The organism is Actinoplanes sp. CA-142083 (assembly GCF_050942195.1).
Classification (GTDB): Bacteria; Actinomycetota; Actinomycetes; order Mycobacteriales; family Micromonosporaceae; genus Actinoplanes.
In genome coordinates, this window is record NZ_CP192076.1 from 1,092,365 (window position 1) to 1,110,558 (window position 18,194).

15 protein-coding genes and 2 pseudogenes are annotated in these 18,194 nt (G+C 70.4%); 14 read left to right on the top strand and 3 right to left on the bottom strand.

Annotation, left to right across the window (positions count from 1 at the left end; genetic code table 11):
• Positions 1 to 12: 12 nt before the first annotated feature.
• The 4 genes from mtrB to hpf all read left to right on the top strand — a co-directional run bounded on the left by mtrB (position 13) and on the right by hpf (position 5,180).
• Complete coding sequence (gene mtrB / locus ACQPZX_RS05180) at positions 13 to 1,704, top strand: MtrAB system histidine kinase MtrB (protein WP_433375055.1); 1,692 nt, start codon at positions 13 to 15, stop codon at positions 1,702 to 1,704.
• Positions 1,704 to 3,533, top strand: a complete 1,830-nt coding sequence (locus ACQPZX_RS05185; RefSeq protein ID WP_433375058.1) for an LpqB family beta-propeller domain-containing protein — start codon at positions 1,704 to 1,706, stop codon at positions 3,531 to 3,533. The genes mtrB and ACQPZX_RS05185 overlap by 1 nt, the downstream gene beginning before the upstream one ends.
• Before the next feature lie 3 nt (positions 3,534 to 3,536).
• A complete protein-coding gene (locus ACQPZX_RS05190; protein ID WP_433375061.1) occupies positions 3,537 to 4,337 on the top strand; it encodes a ComF family protein in 801 nt (266 codons plus the stop codon).
• Positions 4,338 to 4,559: 222 nt separating this feature from the next.
• Positions 4,560 to 5,180, top strand: coding sequence for a ribosome hibernation-promoting factor, HPF/YfiA family (gene hpf, locus ACQPZX_RS05195; protein WP_433375064.1), 621 nt, complete (start codon positions 4,560 to 4,562; stop codon positions 5,178 to 5,180).
• Between the two features lie 167 nt (positions 5,181 to 5,347).
• On the opposite strand, the gene ACQPZX_RS05200 is transcribed toward hpf, so the two are convergent.
• On the bottom strand, positions 5,348 to 6,481 hold the full coding sequence (locus ACQPZX_RS05200; protein ID WP_433375067.1) for a GNAT family N-acetyltransferase: 1,134 nt from the start codon (positions 6,479 to 6,481) through the stop codon (positions 5,348 to 5,350).
• A gap of 299 nt (positions 6,482 to 6,780) precedes the next feature.
• Here ACQPZX_RS05200 and secA point away from each other — a divergent pair.
• The 4 genes and pseudogenes from secA to ACQPZX_RS05220 all read left to right on the top strand — a co-directional run.
• Positions 6,781 to 9,180: pseudogene (secA, locus tag ACQPZX_RS05205) on the top strand (preprotein translocase subunit SecA); the annotation flags it as partial.
• Between the two features lie 159 nt (positions 9,181 to 9,339).
• A pseudogene (locus tag ACQPZX_RS05210) lies at positions 9,340 to 9,651 on the top strand (SEC-C metal-binding domain-containing protein); the annotation flags it as partial.
• Between the two features lie 88 nt (positions 9,652 to 9,739).
• The gene (locus ACQPZX_RS05215; RefSeq protein ID WP_433375070.1) at positions 9,740 to 9,967 is read left to right on the top strand and encodes a helix-turn-helix transcriptional regulator; all 228 of its coding nucleotides are present in this window, start codon (positions 9,740 to 9,742) and stop codon (positions 9,965 to 9,967) included.
• Between the two features lie 149 nt (positions 9,968 to 10,116).
• A complete protein-coding gene (locus ACQPZX_RS05220) occupies positions 10,117 to 10,701 on the top strand; it encodes an Rv3235 family protein (RefSeq protein WP_433375073.1) in 585 nt (194 codons plus the stop codon).
• Between the two features lie 86 nt (positions 10,702 to 10,787).
• On the opposite strand, the gene ACQPZX_RS05225 is transcribed toward ACQPZX_RS05220, so the two are convergent.
• Positions 10,788 to 11,270: an Lrp/AsnC family transcriptional regulator gene (locus ACQPZX_RS05225; protein WP_433375076.1), complete on the bottom strand. Its 483-nt coding sequence runs from the start codon at positions 11,268 to 11,270 to the stop codon at positions 10,788 to 10,790.
• Positions 11,271 to 11,363: 93 nt separating this feature from the next.
• On the opposite strand from ACQPZX_RS05225, the gene ACQPZX_RS05230 reads away from it, so the two are divergent.
• Both ACQPZX_RS05230 and ACQPZX_RS05235 read left to right on the top strand, forming a co-directional pair.
• The gene (locus tag ACQPZX_RS05230; protein ID WP_433375079.1) at positions 11,364 to 11,888 is read left to right on the top strand and encodes a rhodanese-like domain-containing protein; all 525 of its coding nucleotides are present in this window, start codon (positions 11,364 to 11,366) and stop codon (positions 11,886 to 11,888) included.
• 149 nt (positions 11,889 to 12,037) lie between these two features.
• Entirely contained in the window at positions 12,038 to 12,499 is a 462-nt protein-coding gene (locus ACQPZX_RS05235; protein ID WP_433385041.1) for a DUF6912 family protein, read from the top strand.
• 26 nt (positions 12,500 to 12,525) lie between these two features.
• Here the strand turns inward: ACQPZX_RS05235 and ACQPZX_RS05240 are convergent, their stop codons facing one another.
• Positions 12,526 to 13,668: a hypothetical protein gene (locus tag ACQPZX_RS05240; RefSeq protein ID WP_433375082.1), complete on the bottom strand. Its 1,143-nt coding sequence runs from the start codon at positions 13,666 to 13,668 to the stop codon at positions 12,526 to 12,528.
• 98 nt (positions 13,669 to 13,766) lie between these two features.
• Here ACQPZX_RS05240 and pruA point away from each other — a divergent pair, with 98 nt between their 5' ends.
• From pruA to ftsE, 4 genes are all read left to right on the top strand, one after another.
• Positions 13,767 to 15,398, top strand: a complete 1,632-nt coding sequence (pruA, locus tag ACQPZX_RS05245; protein WP_433375084.1) for an L-glutamate gamma-semialdehyde dehydrogenase — start codon at positions 13,767 to 13,769, stop codon at positions 15,396 to 15,398.
• Between the two features lie 257 nt (positions 15,399 to 15,655).
• Positions 15,656 to 16,171, top strand: a complete 516-nt coding sequence (locus ACQPZX_RS05250) for a PadR family transcriptional regulator (protein ID WP_433375087.1) — start codon at positions 15,656 to 15,658, stop codon at positions 16,169 to 16,171.
• 57 nt (positions 16,172 to 16,228) lie between these two features.
• A complete protein-coding gene (prfB, locus tag ACQPZX_RS05255) occupies positions 16,229 to 17,341 on the top strand; it encodes a peptide chain release factor 2 (RefSeq protein ID WP_433375090.1) in 1,113 nt (370 codons plus the stop codon).
• Positions 17,342 to 17,484: 143 nt separating this feature from the next.
• On the top strand, positions 17,485 to 18,165 hold the full coding sequence (ftsE, locus tag ACQPZX_RS05260; RefSeq protein ID WP_378971737.1) for a cell division ATP-binding protein FtsE: 681 nt from the start codon (positions 17,485 to 17,487) through the stop codon (positions 18,163 to 18,165).
• The last annotated feature ends 29 nt before the right edge of the window (positions 18,166 to 18,194 follow it).

Below are 18,194 nucleotides of genomic sequence, written 5' to 3' on the forward strand. Positions count from 1 at the left end.
CTTGCCGCTGAGATGCGCGCTCCCGCCTGGCTCCCGATGCCCGTCCGCCGCACCCTGAGGGTGCTCCGGCGGTATTCGCGCGTGCTCGGGCGCCGGTTCGAGCACTGGTCGGCGCCGGCCCGCCGGCAGTGGCGCAGGTCGCTGCAGCTGCGCATCGTGGCGCTGACCCTGGTCGCCTCCAGCGTGCTGGTCGGCGCATTCGGCTACTTCGTGGCGCAGAACAGCGCCCGGATCCTGCTCAACCGCGCCCATGACGAGGTCGCCTCGTCGATGAACAGCAAGGTGAAGTACGCACAGTCCCAGCTGAGCGTCTACGTGACGGCCGACGACCCCACGCTCGGGCGGACCATCAACACCACGGTCAGCAACCTGGCCGACGGTGACCCGGCCGAGTCCGGCGGCTCGATCGTCTCGCTGCGCGCCGACAACTTCCCCGGGATCGTGCCGGTCACCTCGGCCAAGATGAGCACCGACGAGCTGATCACCGAGGACCTCCGGCGGGCCGTCTCGAGCGACGGCAAGGTCGCCGAGCAGGTCCGCACCGCCGAGGTCGGCGGCAGCAGGGTCAAATACCTGGTGTACGGGACGACCGTGCCGGTCCGCTTCGGCCACGTCGAGCTGTACTACCTCGTGCCGCTGACCACCGAGGACAGCGCGGCCAACCAGATCCGCACCACGGTGCTGGTCACCGGCCTGGCCCTGGTCATCCTGCTGGGCGTGGTGGCCGGCCTGGTCACCCGGCTGGTGGTGCTGCCCGTGCGCGGCGCCGCCCGTACCGCCCAGCGGCTCTCGGCCGGCCTGCTCGACCAGCGGATGAAGGTGGACGGCGAGGACGACCTGGCCCTGCTGGCCGCCTCGTTCAACCAGATGGCGGCCAACCTGCAGCGGCAGATCGTCCGCCTCGAGGAGATGTCCCGCCTCCAGCGCCGCTTCACCTCCGACGTGTCGCACGAGCTGCGCACCCCGCTCACCACGGTGCGGATGGCGGCCGACCTGATCTTCTCCGAGCGCGAGGAGTTCGACCCGGCGGTGGCGCGCAGCGCCGAGCTGCTGCAGGCCGAGCTGGACCGGTTCGAGAGCCTGCTCACCGACCTGCTCGAGATCAGCCGCTTCGACGCCGGCTTCGCCGCGCTCGACGCCGAGCACACCGACCTGGTCCCGATCGTGCAGCGGGTGACCGACCGGCTCACCGGGCTGGCCGACCGGGTCGGCGTGACGATCGAGCTGCGCGTGCCGGAGGCGCCGGTGATCGCCGAGGTCGACCCGCGCCGGGTCGAGCGGGTGCTGCGCAACCTGGTGGGCAACGCGGTCGAGCACGGCGAGGGCCGGCCGGTGCAGGTCACGCTGGCCTCCGACGACGGCGCCGTGGCGGTCACCGTGCGCGACCACGGCATCGGCCTCAAGGCGGGGGAGGAGCGCCTGGTGTTCAACCGGTTCTGGCGCGCCGACCCGTCCCGGGCCCGGCAGACCGGCGGCACCGGCCTCGGCCTGTCGATCAGCGCCGAGGACGCCCGGCTGCACGGCGGGTGGCTCGAGGCGTGGGGCGCGCCGGGCGAGGGCGCTCAGTTCCGGCTCACCCTGCCGGTCCGGTCCGGCGACCGGCTGCTGTCCGCGCCGCTGCCGCTGATTCCCCGCGACCGGGCGCCGGCGATCGAGGCCACGCCCGTCGCGCCCGAGACCGACGCCCCCGCGGAGGTGGTGTGATGCGCCGTGGCCTGCTGGCCGTCGTGGCGGTGGCCGCTCTGTTGCTGGGCGGATGCGGCATCCCCGACGAGACGAACGTGACCGTCGTCGGTCCCGGCCCCACCGGGGGACCCGGGGGCCGCGACAACTCGGTCCCCGCGGTGCGCAACACCCGCATCTCCGCCAACACCCCGCTGCAGCTGCTCAGTTACTACCTCGAGGCCGCGGCCGGCGATCCCGACGGCGCGGTGAACCGGGTCAAGGCCTTCCTGTCGGAGGATGCGAAGGCGGACTTCCAGGCCGGTCCCGACATGCGGGTGATGGTTGTCCGGCTGAAGGGCACTCCGCTGGTCACCCCGGGCGACCCGGAGATCTCCTTCATCGCCCAGCAGGTCGGCCAGCTCCGGAAGAACGGCGTTCTCGAGCCGAGCGTCGAGGCCGCCAAGGAGTACAAGGTGCGCGTCGGCCCGGTCTCCGGGCAGCAGGGCTTCTTCGTGCTGGACCCGCCGAAGAACGTGCTGCTGCTCTCCGACACCGCGCTGGCCAACTTCTACGAGCGCCGCACGATCTACTTCTGGAACAACGAGAACACCTCGCTGGTCCCCGACCTGCGCTACATGCCGCTCGACGTGCCCAGCGACCAGCGGCCGACGACCATCCTGAGCTGGCTGGTGGAGGGCCCGGCGGCGTGGCTCGGCGACGTGGCGCACGGTCTGCCGAGCGGCACCATCGCGCCCGACAACGTGCCGGCGCCCACCAACGGGACGCTCACGGTGACCCTGAACGCGCAGGCGGTGCCGACCGGCGACGCCCGGGCGCTGGACAGGTTGCGCCGGCAGCTGCAGTGGTCGCTGCGGGAGGGCGCCGATCCGTTCACGCTCGAGCTCAAGATCGGCCATCAGGACGCGGGACGGTACTCCGACGTCGACTACCGGAGCAGCAACCCGGCGTACCGGCTGGTCAGTCAGCCGGAGCGGTTCGTGGTGTACGCCGGCGTGATCCGCCGGATCACCAAGTCGGCCCAGCCCGACGCCCCGATCCCGGTGCTCAAGCCGGAGGAGAACAAGAACATCTCCGTGGCCGCGATGAGCACCTCCAGCACGCACACGTACGCGGCGGTGGTCGTCGGCAGCGGCAAGAACGCCAAGCTCAAGGTCGCCGTCGCCCGCACCGGCCAGCAGGCCGCCCTCAAGGAGGTCGGCACCTCCGGTTCGCTCGGCCGCCCGGTCTGGGCGGTAGCGGCCGACAACGACCCGGCCGGCGCGGTCGGCCTGATCACGGTGAACGGCAAGCTCTACAGCTTCGGGGCCGGCGGGTCGCCGGCCGTGCCGGTCGCGTGGGAGAGCGCTCCGGGCCCGATCTCCGCGATCTCGGTCGCTCCCGACGGTTACCGGGTCGCCCTGGTCTCCGGCGGCCAGCTCTACCGCGCGACTCTCGACACCGGCGGGGACGCGCCCAGCATGAGCAAGGGCGAGCAGGTCCTGGCGCCGGGGTTCGCGAAGGTCGCGGCGGTGGCCTGGAGCAGCGAGACCTACTTCGCGGTGGCGGGCGTGCGCGACGACTCGCCGCGGGACTCGCCGCGGTACTCGGTGGTCGACGTGACAGTGGACGGCGCGGTGCGGTACACCCGCCTCGACGACGTCGGCAAGAGCGCGATCACGTACCTCACCGCGTACCCGGCGAACCCGGTCACCAAGCTCGAGAACGCCGACATCGAGTCGTACGAGACGGCCGGCGTCGCGTGGGACGTGCTCACCGCGGCCGAGACGATCGGCACCGAAAGCCTGGTCGGCCCGAGCCCCTCGCCCCAGGGCGGGGCGGTGCCGACGGCGCCCTTCTTCCTCGAGTGACCGATGCCTGGCCTGCTCGGCGATCTCGCCGACCTCGTGCTGCCGGCCGCCTGCGCCGGGTGTGACGCCGAGCGGACGCCGCTGCGGCACGGGGTGTGCGCCGGCTGCGCGACGGCCCTGGAAGCCCTGCGGCCGTTCCGGACGGCGCCGACCCCACCTCCACCGGGGTTGCCGCCCTGCGTTGCCGTAGGGGCCTATCAGGGGCCTCTGCGGGGCGTCCTGCTCGCCTACAAGGAGAAGGGCCGGCACCGGCTCGCCCCGCCGCTCGGGACGCTGCTCGCCACGGCGGTGGCGGCGCTCGCCCCGGCCCGGCGCCCGGTCACGCTGATCCCGGTGCCGTCGACCGCCGCGGCGGTCCGCGAGCGGCACGGCGACCACATGGCACGCCTCGCCGCACAGGCGGTGCGCCGGCTGCGCGCCGCGGGTTGGAAGGCTGATGTGGCCCGGCCGCTCGAGGCGTTACCGCGCCCGGACTCCGCGTCACTGAGTGTCATCGAACGCCGGACGGCGGCTGAGAGTTCGCTGCGAATCCGCTCCCGGCGAATCGGGTTTTCCCGGCACGCGAGGCCGATCGAAGGCACGCTGGTGGTGGTGGACGACATCGTCACGACCGGAGCCACGCTGGCCGCGGTGAGATGTCGTCTCGAGGAGGCGGACATGCAGGTCGCAGGGGCTGCGGTGCTGGCCGCCACGCAACTGCGAAGAGCGGTTTCGCATGATTACCGCCCGGTGGTACCCAAAGGGCGGAAGGTCAACGATCAGCTATCCGAAACGAGGGGTGACGCGGGAGCATCGGCACGTTAGCGTCTTGGTGACGAGGGTAAGCGTCATCGCTTACCCGCCCACCGGGAGAGCGCAGTGGTACCCGCCACCGGAAAGGAGTCGTCTCATTCGCGAACGGTCACGCATGGTGCTCAAGGCGCCGGCGTCGCCGTAACCAAAAGCCAGCACACCGCGTCGCAGTTCGGCGCCCCCGGCACCGGTCGAAGGGCGCCCGCACAGCACCAACGTTGGGGGAGGTCACGAGTGGACATTGTCGTCAAGGGCCGCAACGTAGAGGTTCCCGACCATTACCGGGAGCACGTCGCCGACAAGCTGAGCAAGGTCGAGCGTTACGACCAGAAGCTGATCAGGGCCGATGTGGAGCTTTTCCACGAACGCAACCCTCGCCAGTCCGACAAGTGCCAGCGGGTCGAGATCACCGTCATGACGAGAGGCCCGGTCGTTCGTGCCGAGGCCTGCGCCAAGGACTTCTACGCAGCCCTGGACTGCGCCATCACCAAGCTCGACGGACGGTTGCGCCGCTCGGCCGACCGCCGCCGGGTCCACCGCGGGCGGCACGCGCCCGTCTCGGTAGCCGCCGCCACCGCCGGCCTGCCGACCGACCTCACCCGAGCCGCCGAATCGGCCGAGGAGTCATCCGTAGCCACCGCGCTCGCCGAACACGATGGCGACCAGCCGTGGCGCATCGTGCGGGAAAAGGAACATCCCGCCGACCCGATGACCGTCGACGACGCCCTCTTCCAGATGGAGCTCGTCGGCCACGACTTCTACCTCTTCCTCGACAAGGAGAGCGGCCGGCCCAGCGTCGTCTACCGGCGCCGCGGCTACGACTACGGAATCCTGTCGCTAGAGGGGACCGCCTGACCCCAGGGCCTGTGTCGAGGTGGGAGACGGGCTGCGGCGTGGCCCAGCCGCCGCCTGGCCGCACGCCGCGAACACCCGGATACAACGCCGGTATCCGGGCGCCCGCGGCGCGCACCCAGACGACGCCTGGACCTCGCCTCGCTCCGGCCCCCACCTCGACACAGGCCCTAGCCATCCAGCCGAGGACCTTCGTCCAGGAGGTCCTCGGCGAGGAGCACGAACTGGACGTCATCCGTTCGGGTGCCGTCCGGGCCGGGCAGACGCGATTTCAGGTACGCCTCCCGGTGGAATCCCGCCTTCTCCAGCACCCGCTGGGAACCCAGGTTCGTCGGCAGCGCGCCCGCGATGAGGCGGGCGATGTCGGTCTCGGCGAACGCCCACAAGGACAGCAGCTGGGCCGCCCGGGTGGCGAAGCCGCGCCCGCGGAAGGCCGGCAGCATGCTGTAACCGATCATGCCCTGGCCGGTGGCCGGCTCCTGGTAGAACAGGCCGATCTCGCCGGCCGGCGCGCCGGTCGCGGCGTCGGCGATGACCAGGTCGGCCCGGGTGCCCTCGAGCCAGTGCGCGGCCGCGCGCGTGCAGCGCCGGCGGATCTGCTCGGCGGTCGGCGGCTCGGCCGGCACGCTGGTGCGCCAAACGTCGGGCTGGCCGCGCAGCTCCTGCAGGAAGCGCTGATCCTCGGGCCCGAGGGCGCGCAGCGTGACGACGCCGTCGGTGAGCTCTCCGCCTGGAAGGTCGGGCAGGACGCGCGGCGTCGGCAGGTCGTCGTCACCCGCGAGGCGGACGAAGGCGACGAGATCGTCGCGGCCGCCGTCGCGGTTGGGGAGCGCCTGCCGGCGTACGCCCTCCCGCTGGAACCCGGCGGCGAGCGCGACCCTCATGCTCGCCGGATTGTCCCAGTGCGTGAGCAGTTCGAGGCGCTGCAGGCCGGCGCCGAGCGCGTGCGCGCTCAGCGCGCGCACGGCGGCCGTGGCGACACCCCGGCCGCGTGCCCACGGCCCTACCCAATAACCGATCTCGGCCTGTCCACGACTCGGCACGACCTTGTCGAATCCGATCCCGCCGAGCAGATCGCCGGTCTCCGGGTCGGCGATCGCGTAGACCACGCCGCCTTCCGCGAAGATGGCGGCCACGCCCTCGCTGAGGAAACGCTCGGCGTGCGCCAGCGTGAACGGCGACGGCAGCGGTGGCAGGAAGCGGTGGCTGAGCGGGTCGTCGTATCCGGCGGCGACCGCCTCGGCGTCGTCCGGGCGATATGCCCTAAGACGCACCCCGGTACCGTTGATCTCCGCGGGACTCAAGAATCCTCCTGTTGATGTTGCCGTTCCCCGCCGACGAGGGTTGTTCGGGGCGGTGGAGACCAAGTCACTGATGTGCGGCGAGGTGCAACTCGAGGTTTGCCCCGAACAACCCTCGATCCTGCCGGAACGGCTTCGCCATGAGCGAACGTGATGCCGTCTTTCGTACCATTTGTGCGGTTAACCCGAGGCTCGGGTCACAGGTTCCGCGGGAGGGTGCCTACGATGGTTCGGCAGACTGTCTAGGGGAGCGCTGACCCGTGTCGATTATGGAAAAGGTCCTACGCGCCGGCGAAGGCCGCATGGTGCGCCGGCTCAAAGCGATCGCGGACGCGGTCAACTCGATCGAGGAAGACTACGTCGATCTGACCGACGACGAGTTGCGCGAGTGCACCGACCAGTTCAAGGAGCGCTACGCGGACGGCGAGTCCCTCGACTCCCTGCTCCCCGAGGCCTTCGCGGTGGCTCGGGAAGGCGCCAAGCGGGTGCTCGGCCAGCGGGCGTACGACGTGCAGCTCATGGGCGGCGCCGCCCTGCACTTCGGCAACATCCCGGAGATGAAGACCGGTGAGGGCAAGACCCTGACCGGCGTGTTCCCGGCCTACCTCAACGCGTTGAGCGGCAAGGGCGTGCACATCATCACGGTCAACGACTACCTCGCCCAGCGCGACGCCGAGTGGGTCGGCCGGGTGCACGTGTTCCTCGGCCTCACCGTCGGGGTGATCCTGCCCAACCGGCCGTCCGCCGAGCACCGCGAGGCGTACCAGTGCGACATCACGTACGGGACGAACAACGAGTTCGGCTTCGACTACCTGCGCGACAACATGGCGTGGTCGAAGGATGAGCTGGTCCAGCGCGGTCACAACTTCGCGATCGTCGACGAGGTCGACTCGATCCTGATCGACGAGGCGCGTACCCCGCTGATCATCTCCGGCCCGGCCGAGCACTCCGCGAGGTGGTACTCGGAGTTCGCCGGCATCGTCAGCCGCCTGCAGAAGGGCAAGGACGGCGAGGGTGACTACGAGGTCGACGAGGCCAAGCGCACGATCGCGGTCACCGAGCGCGGCGTCTCGCGGGTCGAGGACCGCCTGGGCATCGACAACCTGTACGAGTCGGTGAACACCCCGCTGGTCGGCTACCTCAACAACGCCATCAAGGCCAAGGAGCTCTACAAGCGCGACAAGGACTACATCGTCAACGAGGGTGGCGAGGTCCTGATCGTCGACGAGTTCACCGGCCGCATCCTGCACGGCCGCCGCTACAACGAGGGCATGCACCAGGCCATCGAGGCAAAGGAAGGCGTCGAGGTCAAGCAGGAGAACCAGACCTTGGCGACCATCACCCTGCAGAACTACTTCCGGCTGTACGAGAAGCTCGGCGGCATGACGGGTACGGCCCAGACCGAGGCCGGCGAGTTCAACAAGGTCTACAAGGTCGGCGTCGTGAGTATCCCGACCCACCGGCCGATGATCCGGATCGACCACCCGGACGTCATCTACAAGACCGAGAAGGCGAAGTTCAACGCCGTCATCGAGGACATCGCCGAGCGGCACGCCACCGGCCAGCCGGTCCTGGTCGGCACGGTGAGCGTGGAAAACTCCGAAATCCTGTCCCAGCTGCTGCGCCGCCGCGGCATCCCGCACAGCGTGCTGAACGCGAAGTTCCACGCCCAGGAAGCCACGATCATCGCGCAGGCGGGCCGCAAGGGCGGCGTCACGGTCGCGACGAACATGGCCGGCCGCGGCACCGACATCCTGCTCGGCGGCAACCCCGAGTTCCTCGCCTCGGCCGAGCTGCACCAGCGCGGGCTCGACCCGGCGGAGAGCCCCGACGAGTACGCGAAGGCGCTCGAGGAGGTCCTCCCGGCGTGGAAGGACGCCTGCGACACCGAGGCCGAGGAAGTGATCGCGGCCGGCGGGCTCTACGTGCTCGGCACCGAGCGGCACGACTCCCGCCGCATCGACAACCAGCTGCGCGGTCGTTCCGGCCGGCAGGGCGACCCGGGCGAGTCCCGGTTCTACCTGTCGCTGCAGGACGACCTGATGAAGCGGTTCCGGGCCGGCGCGGTCGAGGCGGTCATGGAGCGCTTCAACATTCCCGAGGACGTGCCGATCGAGTCCAAGATGGTGACCCGGCAGATCCGCAGCGCCCAGACCCAGATCGAGGGTCAGAACGCCGAGATCCGCAAGAACGTCCTGAAGTACGACGAGGTCCTCAACAAGCAGCGCCAGGTCATCTACGCCGAGCGCCGGCGCGTGCTCGACGGCGAGGACATGCACGACCAGATCAAGAACATGATCGACGACGTGGTCGGCGACTACGTGCTGTCCGCCACCGCCAACGGCTACGCCGAGGACTGGGATCTCGAGCAGCTCTGGACCAACCTGCGCCGCCTGTACCCGGTCGGCATCACGATCGACGACATCGTCGAGGAGTCCGGCGGCGAGCGGAACACGATCGACCAGGAGTTCCTGACCCAGCAGCTCAAGGACGACGCGGCCGCGGCGTACGTAGCCCGCGAGGAGGAGCTCGGCTCCGAAGCGGTGCGCGAGCTCGAGCGTCAGGTGCTGCTCGCCGTCATCGACCGGAAGTGGCGCGAGCACCTCTACGAGATGGACTACCTCCAGGAGGGCATCAGCCTGCGGGCGTACGCCCAGCGCGACCCGGTGGTGGAGTACCAGCGCGAGGGCTTCGACATGTTCAACCAGATGATGGAGGGCATCAAGGAGGAGGCGGCCGGTTTCGTCTTCAACCTCGAGGTCCAGGTCGAGGAGGCCCCCACCGTCACGGTCGACCCGAGCAAGGCGATGCCGCTGTCGGCCGTCGGCGCCGTCGACGACGACAACATGACCGACTCGGACCGCGTCGAGGTGCGTGCCAAGGGGCTGGGCGGCGGTCGTCGCCCGCAGAACCTCCAGTACACCGCGCCGGCCATCGACGGCGAGGCGGGCGACGGGTCGCCGACGATCCAGCAGCAGCAGGCGCCGGCGCTGGGCATCGGGCCCGGCGGGTCGCCGGTCCCGGCCTCCCCGGCCCACACGCCGGCCAACCGCCGGGGCGGCCGCGGGGCCGCGCAGGGCGGCGAGTCGGGCGGTCCCTCGCGGAACGCGCCCTGCTACTGCGGCTCGGGCAAGAAGTACAAGCGCTGCCACGGCGCGCCCGGGGCGGCCTGATCCCGGTTTTCCGCGTACGGCCCGCCGGCTTGCCCGGCGGGCCGTTTCGTTTGCGGCTTTCGAAGGCAAACGGTGGCAAGCTGAAGCGGTGGAGCCCAGATTCTTGCTTCTGTCGGACGTGGCGACCGAGCTGAACGTGTCCGATTCGCAGGTCTACCACATGGTCCGCAGCGGCGAGCTCCCGGCGATCAAGGTCGGCGGGCGCGGTCAGTGGCGGGTGGAGCGCTCCAAGCTGGAGGAGTACATCCAGCAGAAGTATGCGGAGACCGCCGAGTGGGTCCGCGGAAACCCGCTCACCGACCGCGAGCCCGACTGATCTAGCGCCCGGTTTGGGCCTCTTCCCGCATCGGTGGTGCTCTTGGCGCCGCGCGTTGACGCTCCGTCACGCCCTCGGGACAATGGCTGTCGAAGGCAAACGTAGGTAAACGCAAGGATTCGGTTGGCCGGGATGGGACGGGGTGCGTGATGAGGCGGATTGTTGAGATCGCTCCGGACGGGCCGCGGCCCTCGATCAGCCTTCGCCCGGTTCCGCCGTGCGAGCCGCCCTTCGACGACGAGATCGAGCCCCTGATGTGGGCCTCCGCCCACCAGCTCGCGCTCGACTGGTCGCCGCCGGCGCTCCTGCGGGTGGCGGCCGAGCAGGCCGCCGCGACGACCCCGGCCGGCCCGCCGGCCCTGGTGCCGGAGGCTTCGCGCGAGGCCAAGCTCGCGGTGCACCATTTCGTCCGCGCCTGCGTCGAGGTGCTCAGCGGGCACCGGCCGCCGGCGCACCTGCGGAAACTCGCCGTCCCCGCCGAGGCGTCGGCGGTGGTGGCGCAGGGGCTGGTCGGCGCGCGGCGGGTGGCCCAGCTGCGCCGCGCCGGCCCGGGCCGCCGGAGCGCGCGGCGGCCATCGCCGGTCGCGGTGATAAAGCTCCGGATGTGCCAGCCGCGGCCCGGGGTGGTGGAGGCCGCGGTGGCGCTGGTGACGGGGGAGCGCACGTGGGCGATGGCGCTGCGGATGGAGCTGCACCAGCAGGCCTGGTGCGCGACGATCCTGCGCCTGATCTAGCACCGCGGACCCCGGGGCGCCCGCTCGGCATTCGAGGCGGCGGGCGTCCCGGGCCTTCCTCTACGGCCACTACTTCGACACAGGCCCTAGTTCGGGCTGGGCTCCGATTGCAGCTGGGTGGGCTCGGCTATCGAGCGGGCGGCGAGCGGGCTGGAGTAGACGACGCTCGTCGTGACCGGGCCGAGGCCGGCGATGCGGCCGGTCACCTCCTCGAGGTGGCGCATCGAGCGGGCCAGGACCTTGAGCACGAAGCAGTCCTCGCCGGTGACGTGGTGCGCCTCGACGATCTCGGGGGTGGTGCCGAGCATGGCGTGGAACGGCCGGTAGTTGCCGGTGGGGTAGCGCAGGCGGACGAAGGCCATGACGGTCAGGCCGATCCGCTCGGGGTTGATGGTGGCCTGGTACCCGGCGATCACGCCGGACTCCTCGAGGCGGCGGATGCGCTCGGCGACGGCGCTCGCGGACATGGAGACGGCCCGGGCCAGCTCGGCGAACGAGGCGCGACCGTCACGCTGCAGCTCGGCGAGGAGTCGCCAATCCGTGCGGTCCAGGGGGAAGTCCACGGTCATGGCGGCAATGTACCGGGCTTTCCTCGGTAAACCCTTGGCGCTGCCGTGGAATGTGCATGTTCCGCACCGTGACGCGGCCGTAGCGTCTTCGGCATGCCGATCACATCCACTCTCACCAGCGAAAACATCGGTCCCGGGACGCCGAACGAGCCCGCGCGGGCGGCGGCCTTCTTCGCGGCCCGGCTGGAATTCCAGACCGACGTGTCGGACGTGCACGCGGGGCTTCCGGACGCGGGTTTCGTGCTGATCGACACGCGGAGCCGGGCGGCGTGGGAACAGGGGCACATCCCGGGGGCGGTGCACCTGCCGACGGCCGAGATCGCGGCGCGGGCGGCGGAGGTGCTCGACCCGGGGACGCCGGTGGTCACCTACTGCTGGGGGCCGGGGTGCAACGGGTCGACGCGGGCGGCGCTCGTCCTCGCGCTGGCCGGGTACTCGGTGAAGGAGATGATCGGCGGGGTCGAGTACTGGGTTCGGGAGGGGCTGCCGCTGCGTACGCCCGAGGGTGACGTGGTGGCCGACGCCGACCCGCTCACCGTGCCGGTCGCGGGGTCTTCGCCGGCGGGCGCGCGGTTGATCTCGGTGGCCGGCGCGAACGGACCGGCCTGCGGCTGCTGAAACCCCGGCGCGGCACGATCCGGACACGACTGGTGGAATGGGCCTTCCTAGCGCCGCCGCGGCGGTGTACTACGGGGACGGTCTGAACCGCAGGAGGAGACGTGCCGATCACCGAGCTGGTCCGGGTCTACGTGCCGGCCACCGTGCCGATGCTCGCGGCCCTGCGCGCCTCCGGAAAGCTCGGCGGCGACGGGATGGTGGCGCACGCGGTCACCCCGGCGCTCCGCGAGTGGTATGCGGAGGGTGACGAGGAGGAGCTGGAGTACGTCGCGTTCACCCGGGCCGCGCAGGGCGCGCTCCACCTGCTGCGGCATGATCCGGAGGCGCCGCGCCGGCGGGTCGTGGTCTCGGCCGACGTGCCGGCCACCCTGCTGGTCCGCGAGGACGTCGAGCTGGGGTCCAGCACGGTGCGGCTGCCGCAGCCGGTGTCGCTGACCGAGGTGGCGTCGATCCACGTGGACAGCGCGGAGGCGGCCGAGCAGGTGGCCGCGGCGGCCGACATGGTCGAGGAGGCCCTGGCCGGCGACCCCGACGCGCAGTTCACCGTCGACGGCGCCGAGGACCACGAGCTGGAGTGGTACGCGGTCTCCGAACTCGACGACCTGGCCTGACGACCCGGCCGATTGAGCCGCGCCGCCTACTCGCCGGCGGCCGAGGTGGCACTGGCGGACGCTTCGCTGTCGTCGGCCTTCGCCTTTGCCGCGGGCTTGGTTGCGGGCTTTGCCTTGGGCGCCGCCGGCGTGGTTTCCGTCGTGGCCGCGTCGAAGGCGGCCGCGTTGGCGGCGGCCGAGTCGTAGGCGGGCTTCGCGGCGGGCTTGGTGGCGGGCTTCGCCTTTGCCGCGGCGGGCTTGGCTGGGGCGGGCTTGACCGGGGTGGGCTCGTCGGCGGTGGACGGGCGGATGGTGCGGCCCACCGCGATCGTCGCGCTGATGGCGCCGACGAACAGGACGATCAGCGCGCTGTTGAAGCGGGCGCCGCTCAGCATCTGCTGGACCGTCAGCTCGAGCTCGCTGACCTTGCCGGCCAACTCCAGCACGCGCGACCCCGCCGTGCGGGTCAGGCCCTCGCCGACGACCAGCAACAGGCCGGGGCCGGCGCCGGCCAGCGCGTACAGCGGCCAGGACACGTCGCCGCCCGTGCGGCGGCGGGTGCGGCGCAATACCCCGTACGCGATGAAACCGGCCGCCAAGCCGGACAGGAACGACTGGAGGAAGGTGAACCATTGCGCGGCATTTGCCTGCGATGACTGGGAGTCGCCGGAGCCGAGCGCGCGCAGCACCGGGTTCTGGAAGATGTTGAGCAGGAAGCCGACCAGGAACACCCCGACCGCGGCCCAGCACACCGCGGTCAGCACCCGCGGCTGGCGGAAGCCGGCCAGCGCCCCGCCGATGGTGGCGGCCGCGGCGATCGTGCCGCCGACCACCGCGTAGATCCAGCCCTCGGTGTTGATCGTGATGATGGTGAGGGCGCCGAGCAGGCCGAGCACCAGGCCGGTGCCGGTGGTCACGGCGAAGCGCAACGTGGAGCCCAGGTCGCGGCGGCGCGTGATCAGCGTGATCACGGCGAGCGCGACGGCGGCGCCGGTGGCCAGCGACGCGGTGACCGCGCCCGGCAGCGCGTAGGCCGTCGACGTCACCTCCATCTCGGCGTCGGCCCGGCCGGTGATGGTGACGCGCGCCGACCAGAGCATCGCGGCCATCCAGATCAACGCGGCGAGCGCGAGGAGCAGACCGTTCGACGAGGGGCGCTCGGCGTCCGGAGTCGTGTCCTGAGCACTCATGAGGCACAGGGTACGCGGTGCGAGGATGGGGATTCCGGCCCCGGTGACCCCGGGACGCGGTTCTACTCAGCAGACCACCATGTCGAGGAGTGCCCCTGATGGACGCCCAGATCGCCGTGCCCGCCCCGCGTAACGAACCCGTCCGCGAGTACCGTCCCGGCAGTCCGGAGCGGGCCTCGCTGGAGGCCCGGATCGCCGACCTGCGTGACGCCCGGCCCGACCTGACCATGACGATCGGCGGCGCGCAGCGGATGGCGTCGGGCCCGGGGATCGACGTGGTCCAGCCGCATCGCCGCTCGTCGGTGCTGGGAACGACCGGGAACGCCACCCGTGAAGACGCGGCAAAAGCCGTCGAAGCCGCGAAACGAGCGGCCCCGGCCTGGCGGGCGCTGCCCTTTTCGGAGCGAGCGGCCGTTTTTCTGCGCGCGGCGGAACTGCTTGCCGGCAGTTGGCGCGACACCCTCAACGCCGCGACGGTCCTCGGCCAGTCGAAGTCCTGCTACCAGGCGGAGATCGACGCTGCCTGCGAGCTGATCGACTTCCTGCGGTTCAACGTGGCCTTCGGCGAGCGCCTGCTGGCCGAGCAGCCGCAGTCGTCGCCGGGCGTGTGGAACCGGTTCGACCACCGCCCGCTCGAGGGCTTCGTCTACGCGATCACCCCGTTCAACTTCACCGCGATCGCCGGCAACCTCCCGTCGGCGCCGGCGCTCATGGGCAACACCGTGGTGTGGAAGCCGTCGCCGACGCAGCAGTTCGCCGCGCATTTCACGATGCGGCTGTTCGAGGCGGCCGGCCTGCCGCCCGGTGTGATCAACATGGTGACCGGCGACGGCCTCGCGGTCTCCGAGGTGGCGCTGGCCGACCGGGATCTGGCCGGCATCCACTTCACCGGGTCGACGGCTACCTTCCGCCACCTCTGGCGCGAGGTCGGCGCGAACGTGGACCGCTACCGGTCGTACCCGAGGCTGGTCGGCGAGACCGGCGGCAAGGACTTCGTCTTCGCGCACGCCAGCGCCGACGTCGAGGCGCTGCACGCCGCGCTGCTGCGCGGCGCCTACGAGTACCAGGGCCAGAAGTGCAGCGCGGCGTCGCGGGCCTATGTCCCGCGGAGTCTCTGGGAGGGTGGCGGCCTTCGCGACCGGCTTGCGGCTTCCGTCACTTCCATCTCGTACGGCGACGTGAGCGACCTTTCCGTGTTCGGCGGGGCCGTGATCGACGGCCGGTCGTTCGCGAAGCTGGCGGGCGCGCTCGACCGGATCAAGAACAGCGCCTCCTGCACCGTCCTGGCCGGCGGGACGGCCGACGACTCCGAGGGCTGGTTCGTGTCGCCGACGCTGGTCGAGTGCACGGATCCGTCCCATGAGGTGTTCCGCACCGAGTTCTTCGGACCGATCCTGGCCGTGCACGTCTACGCCGACGACGACTTCGCGTCGGTCATGGCGCAGGCGGACGCCGTGTCGGAATACGCGCTCACCGGGTCGATCTTCGCCACCGACCGGGCCGTGATCGACCGGGCTCAGGAGGCGCTGCGCTTCACGGCGGGCAACTTCTACATCAACGACAAACCGACCGGCGCGGTCGTCGGCCAGCAGCCGTTCGGCGGGGCCCGCGGCAGCGGCACCAACGACAAGGCCGGCTCGGCGCTGAACCTCGTGCGATGGGTCTCGCCCCGCACGATCAAGGAGACCTTCGAGCCGCCGGTCTCGTGGCGCTACCCCCACATGGGGTGATGGTGTGCATTTAGGAGTCGTCGTGCCCTTTGGGCGCGGCGGCTCGTCCTTTTTCGGGTGGTTGCTGCCCGGCATCGCCGTCTGACCGGTTTGCTAGGGCCATTTTAGCTGGTCAGACTGCTGCTCGCCGGTTAAACGCGCCGTCTCGACCCTCGTGGTCGGACTGTCTGTGCGGGACAGTCGTTTGTGGAGACGCAAACTGGACGGATCGGGCGAAATCCTGGACGTGGGCGCGACAAAGTGGCAGCTTAGAAGGCATGCCCGACACTCAAATCAATCCCACGGCTGCCGCTCTGCTCGGCCTGCTTCACGAGGGGCCGATGACCGGCGGACAGCTCATGGCGGCTGCCGAACGCCGCCTCGGGCCCTACTGGTCGATGACGCGGAGCCAGGTCTACCGCGAATTGCCGGTTCTTGCCGATATGGGGTACGTCCGCCTCGGCAAGCCCGGACCCCGTTCCAGCCAGCCCTATGCCATCACCGCCTCCGGCAAACGCGCGTTCAGCCGGTGGCTCGCCGAGGCCCCCGGCCGCGACGCACTGCGCAACCCCGTCGCCCTTCGTGTCGCCTTCGGCGAGCAGCACGTCGGCGGCCAGCTGAAGTCGCTCTACACCGAAGCCAGCGAGTATCACTCGGAGGCGCTTGCGATGGCCAAGGAGCAGGCGAAGGAGGCGAAGAAGAACGGCGACTCGTACGGCTCGGCCGCCCTCGAGTTCGCCGTCGCCTATCACAAGGCCGCGCTGAGCTGGCTGAAGACCGCGCCGGCGAATTGATGAGCGAAGCACACCGCCCGGCCGGAACGCCGGCCGGGCGGCGTAGTCTTGAGTGTCGTGACCGCTGCCGACTTTCCTGAGCAACTCAAGGCGTTAGACGCCACCCTGCGCAACATCGAGAACGTCCTGGACGTCGACAAGCTGCGCCGGGACAAGGCCGAGCTCGAGGAGCAGGCCTCCGCGCCCGACCTGTGGGACGACCAGGCGCGCGCGCAGGAGGTCAACAGCCGGCTGTCGTACATCTCCGGTGAGATCGGCCGGCTGGAGCGGCTGCGCTCCCGGCTGGACGACGCCGAGGTGCTGCTCGAGCTCGCCGAGGCCGAGAGCGACGAGGGGTCGATCACCGAGGTCGGCGACGAGATCGCGGCGCTCGGCAAGGCCATCGAGGAGATGGAGGTCCGCACCCTTCTCTCCGGTGAGTACGACTCCCGCGAGGCCGTGGTGGCCATCCGGGCCGGCGCCGGCGGGGTGGACGCGGCCGACTTCGCCGAGATGCTCATGCGGATGTACCTGCGCTGGGCCGAGCGGCACGGCTACCCGACCGAGGTCTACGACACGTCGTACGCCGAGGAGGCCGGCCTCAAGTCCGCGACCTTCGCCGTCAAGGTGCCGTACGCGTACGGCACGCTCAGCGTCGAGTCCGGCACCCACCGCCTCGTGCGGATCAGCCCGTTCGACAACCAGGGCCGGCGGCAGACGAGCTTCGCGGGCGTCGAGGTGATGCCGGTGGTCGAGCAGACCGACCACATCGACATCCCGGAAAACGAGATCCGCACGGACGTCTACCGCTCGTCGGGGCCGGGTGGACAGAGCGTCAACACTACGGACAGTGCTGTCCGACTCACCCACATCCCGACCGGCATCGTGGTGACGTGTCAGAACGAGAAGTCCCAGTTGCAGAACAAAGCGTCCGCTATGCGAGTTCTGCAGGCTCGGTTGCTGGAGCGCAAGCGCCAGGAAGAAGAGGCCAAACTCGCTGGCCTCAAGCACGACACGACCGGTTCCTGGGGCGACCAGATGCGCTCGTACGTCCTCCACCCGTATCAGATGGTGAAGGATCTGCGTACCGAGCAGGAGACGGGTAACCCGTCTGCGGTGTTCGACGGTGAATTGGACGAGTTCATCGAGGCCGGGATCCGTTGGCGCAAGCAGACCGAGGTCGCGGGCTGACCGGAGATCCACCACGGACGGCAACGACGCCTGAACGTTCGGTCAGGCGTCGGCCCCCGAAACGCCTGTTCCCGCATGGCCGGTGCAGATTGACGCACCCGCCGGGGTTGGCGTTTTCGTTACACCGCGTAGACTGCGTTCCCGTGATTCAGCTCGAGAACGTGACGAAGACGTACCCCAAGGCGTCTCGCCCGTCGCTGGACGACGTGAGCGTGGGCATTGAGAAGGGTGAGTTCGTCTTCTTCATCGGCCCCTCCGGTTCCGGCAAGTCGACGATCATCAAGCTGCTGCTGCACGAGGTAACCCCTACGCGCGGCAAGGTCGTGGTGAACGCCAAGGACGTGACGACGCTCAGGTCGTGGAAGGTGCCACACTTCCGCCGCTCGATCGGGTGCGTGTTCCAGGACTTCCGCCTGCTCCCCAACCGCACCGCGTACGAGAACGTCGCCTTTGCCCTCGAGGTGATCGGCAAGACCAAGGCCGTGGCCCGCCGGGTCGTGCCCGAGGTTCTCGAGCTGGTCGGCCTCGGCGGCAAGGAGCACCGCTACCCGCACGAGCTCTCCGGTGGTGAGCAGCAGCGGGTGGCCGTGGCCCGGGCCTTCGTCAACCGTCCCCTGATCCTGCTGGCTGACGAGCCCACCGGAAACCTCGACCCGGACACGTCCATCGAGATCATGCGTCTGCTGGACCGGATCAACCGGACCGGCACGACGGTCGTGATGGTCACGCACGACTCCAACATCGTCAACCAGATGCGCCGCCGAGTCATCGAGATCGAGAGCGGACGGATCGTCCGCGACCAGGCCCGTGGCGTCTACGGCTGAGGCTGCCCGCGGCTCCGTTGCCGAATCCC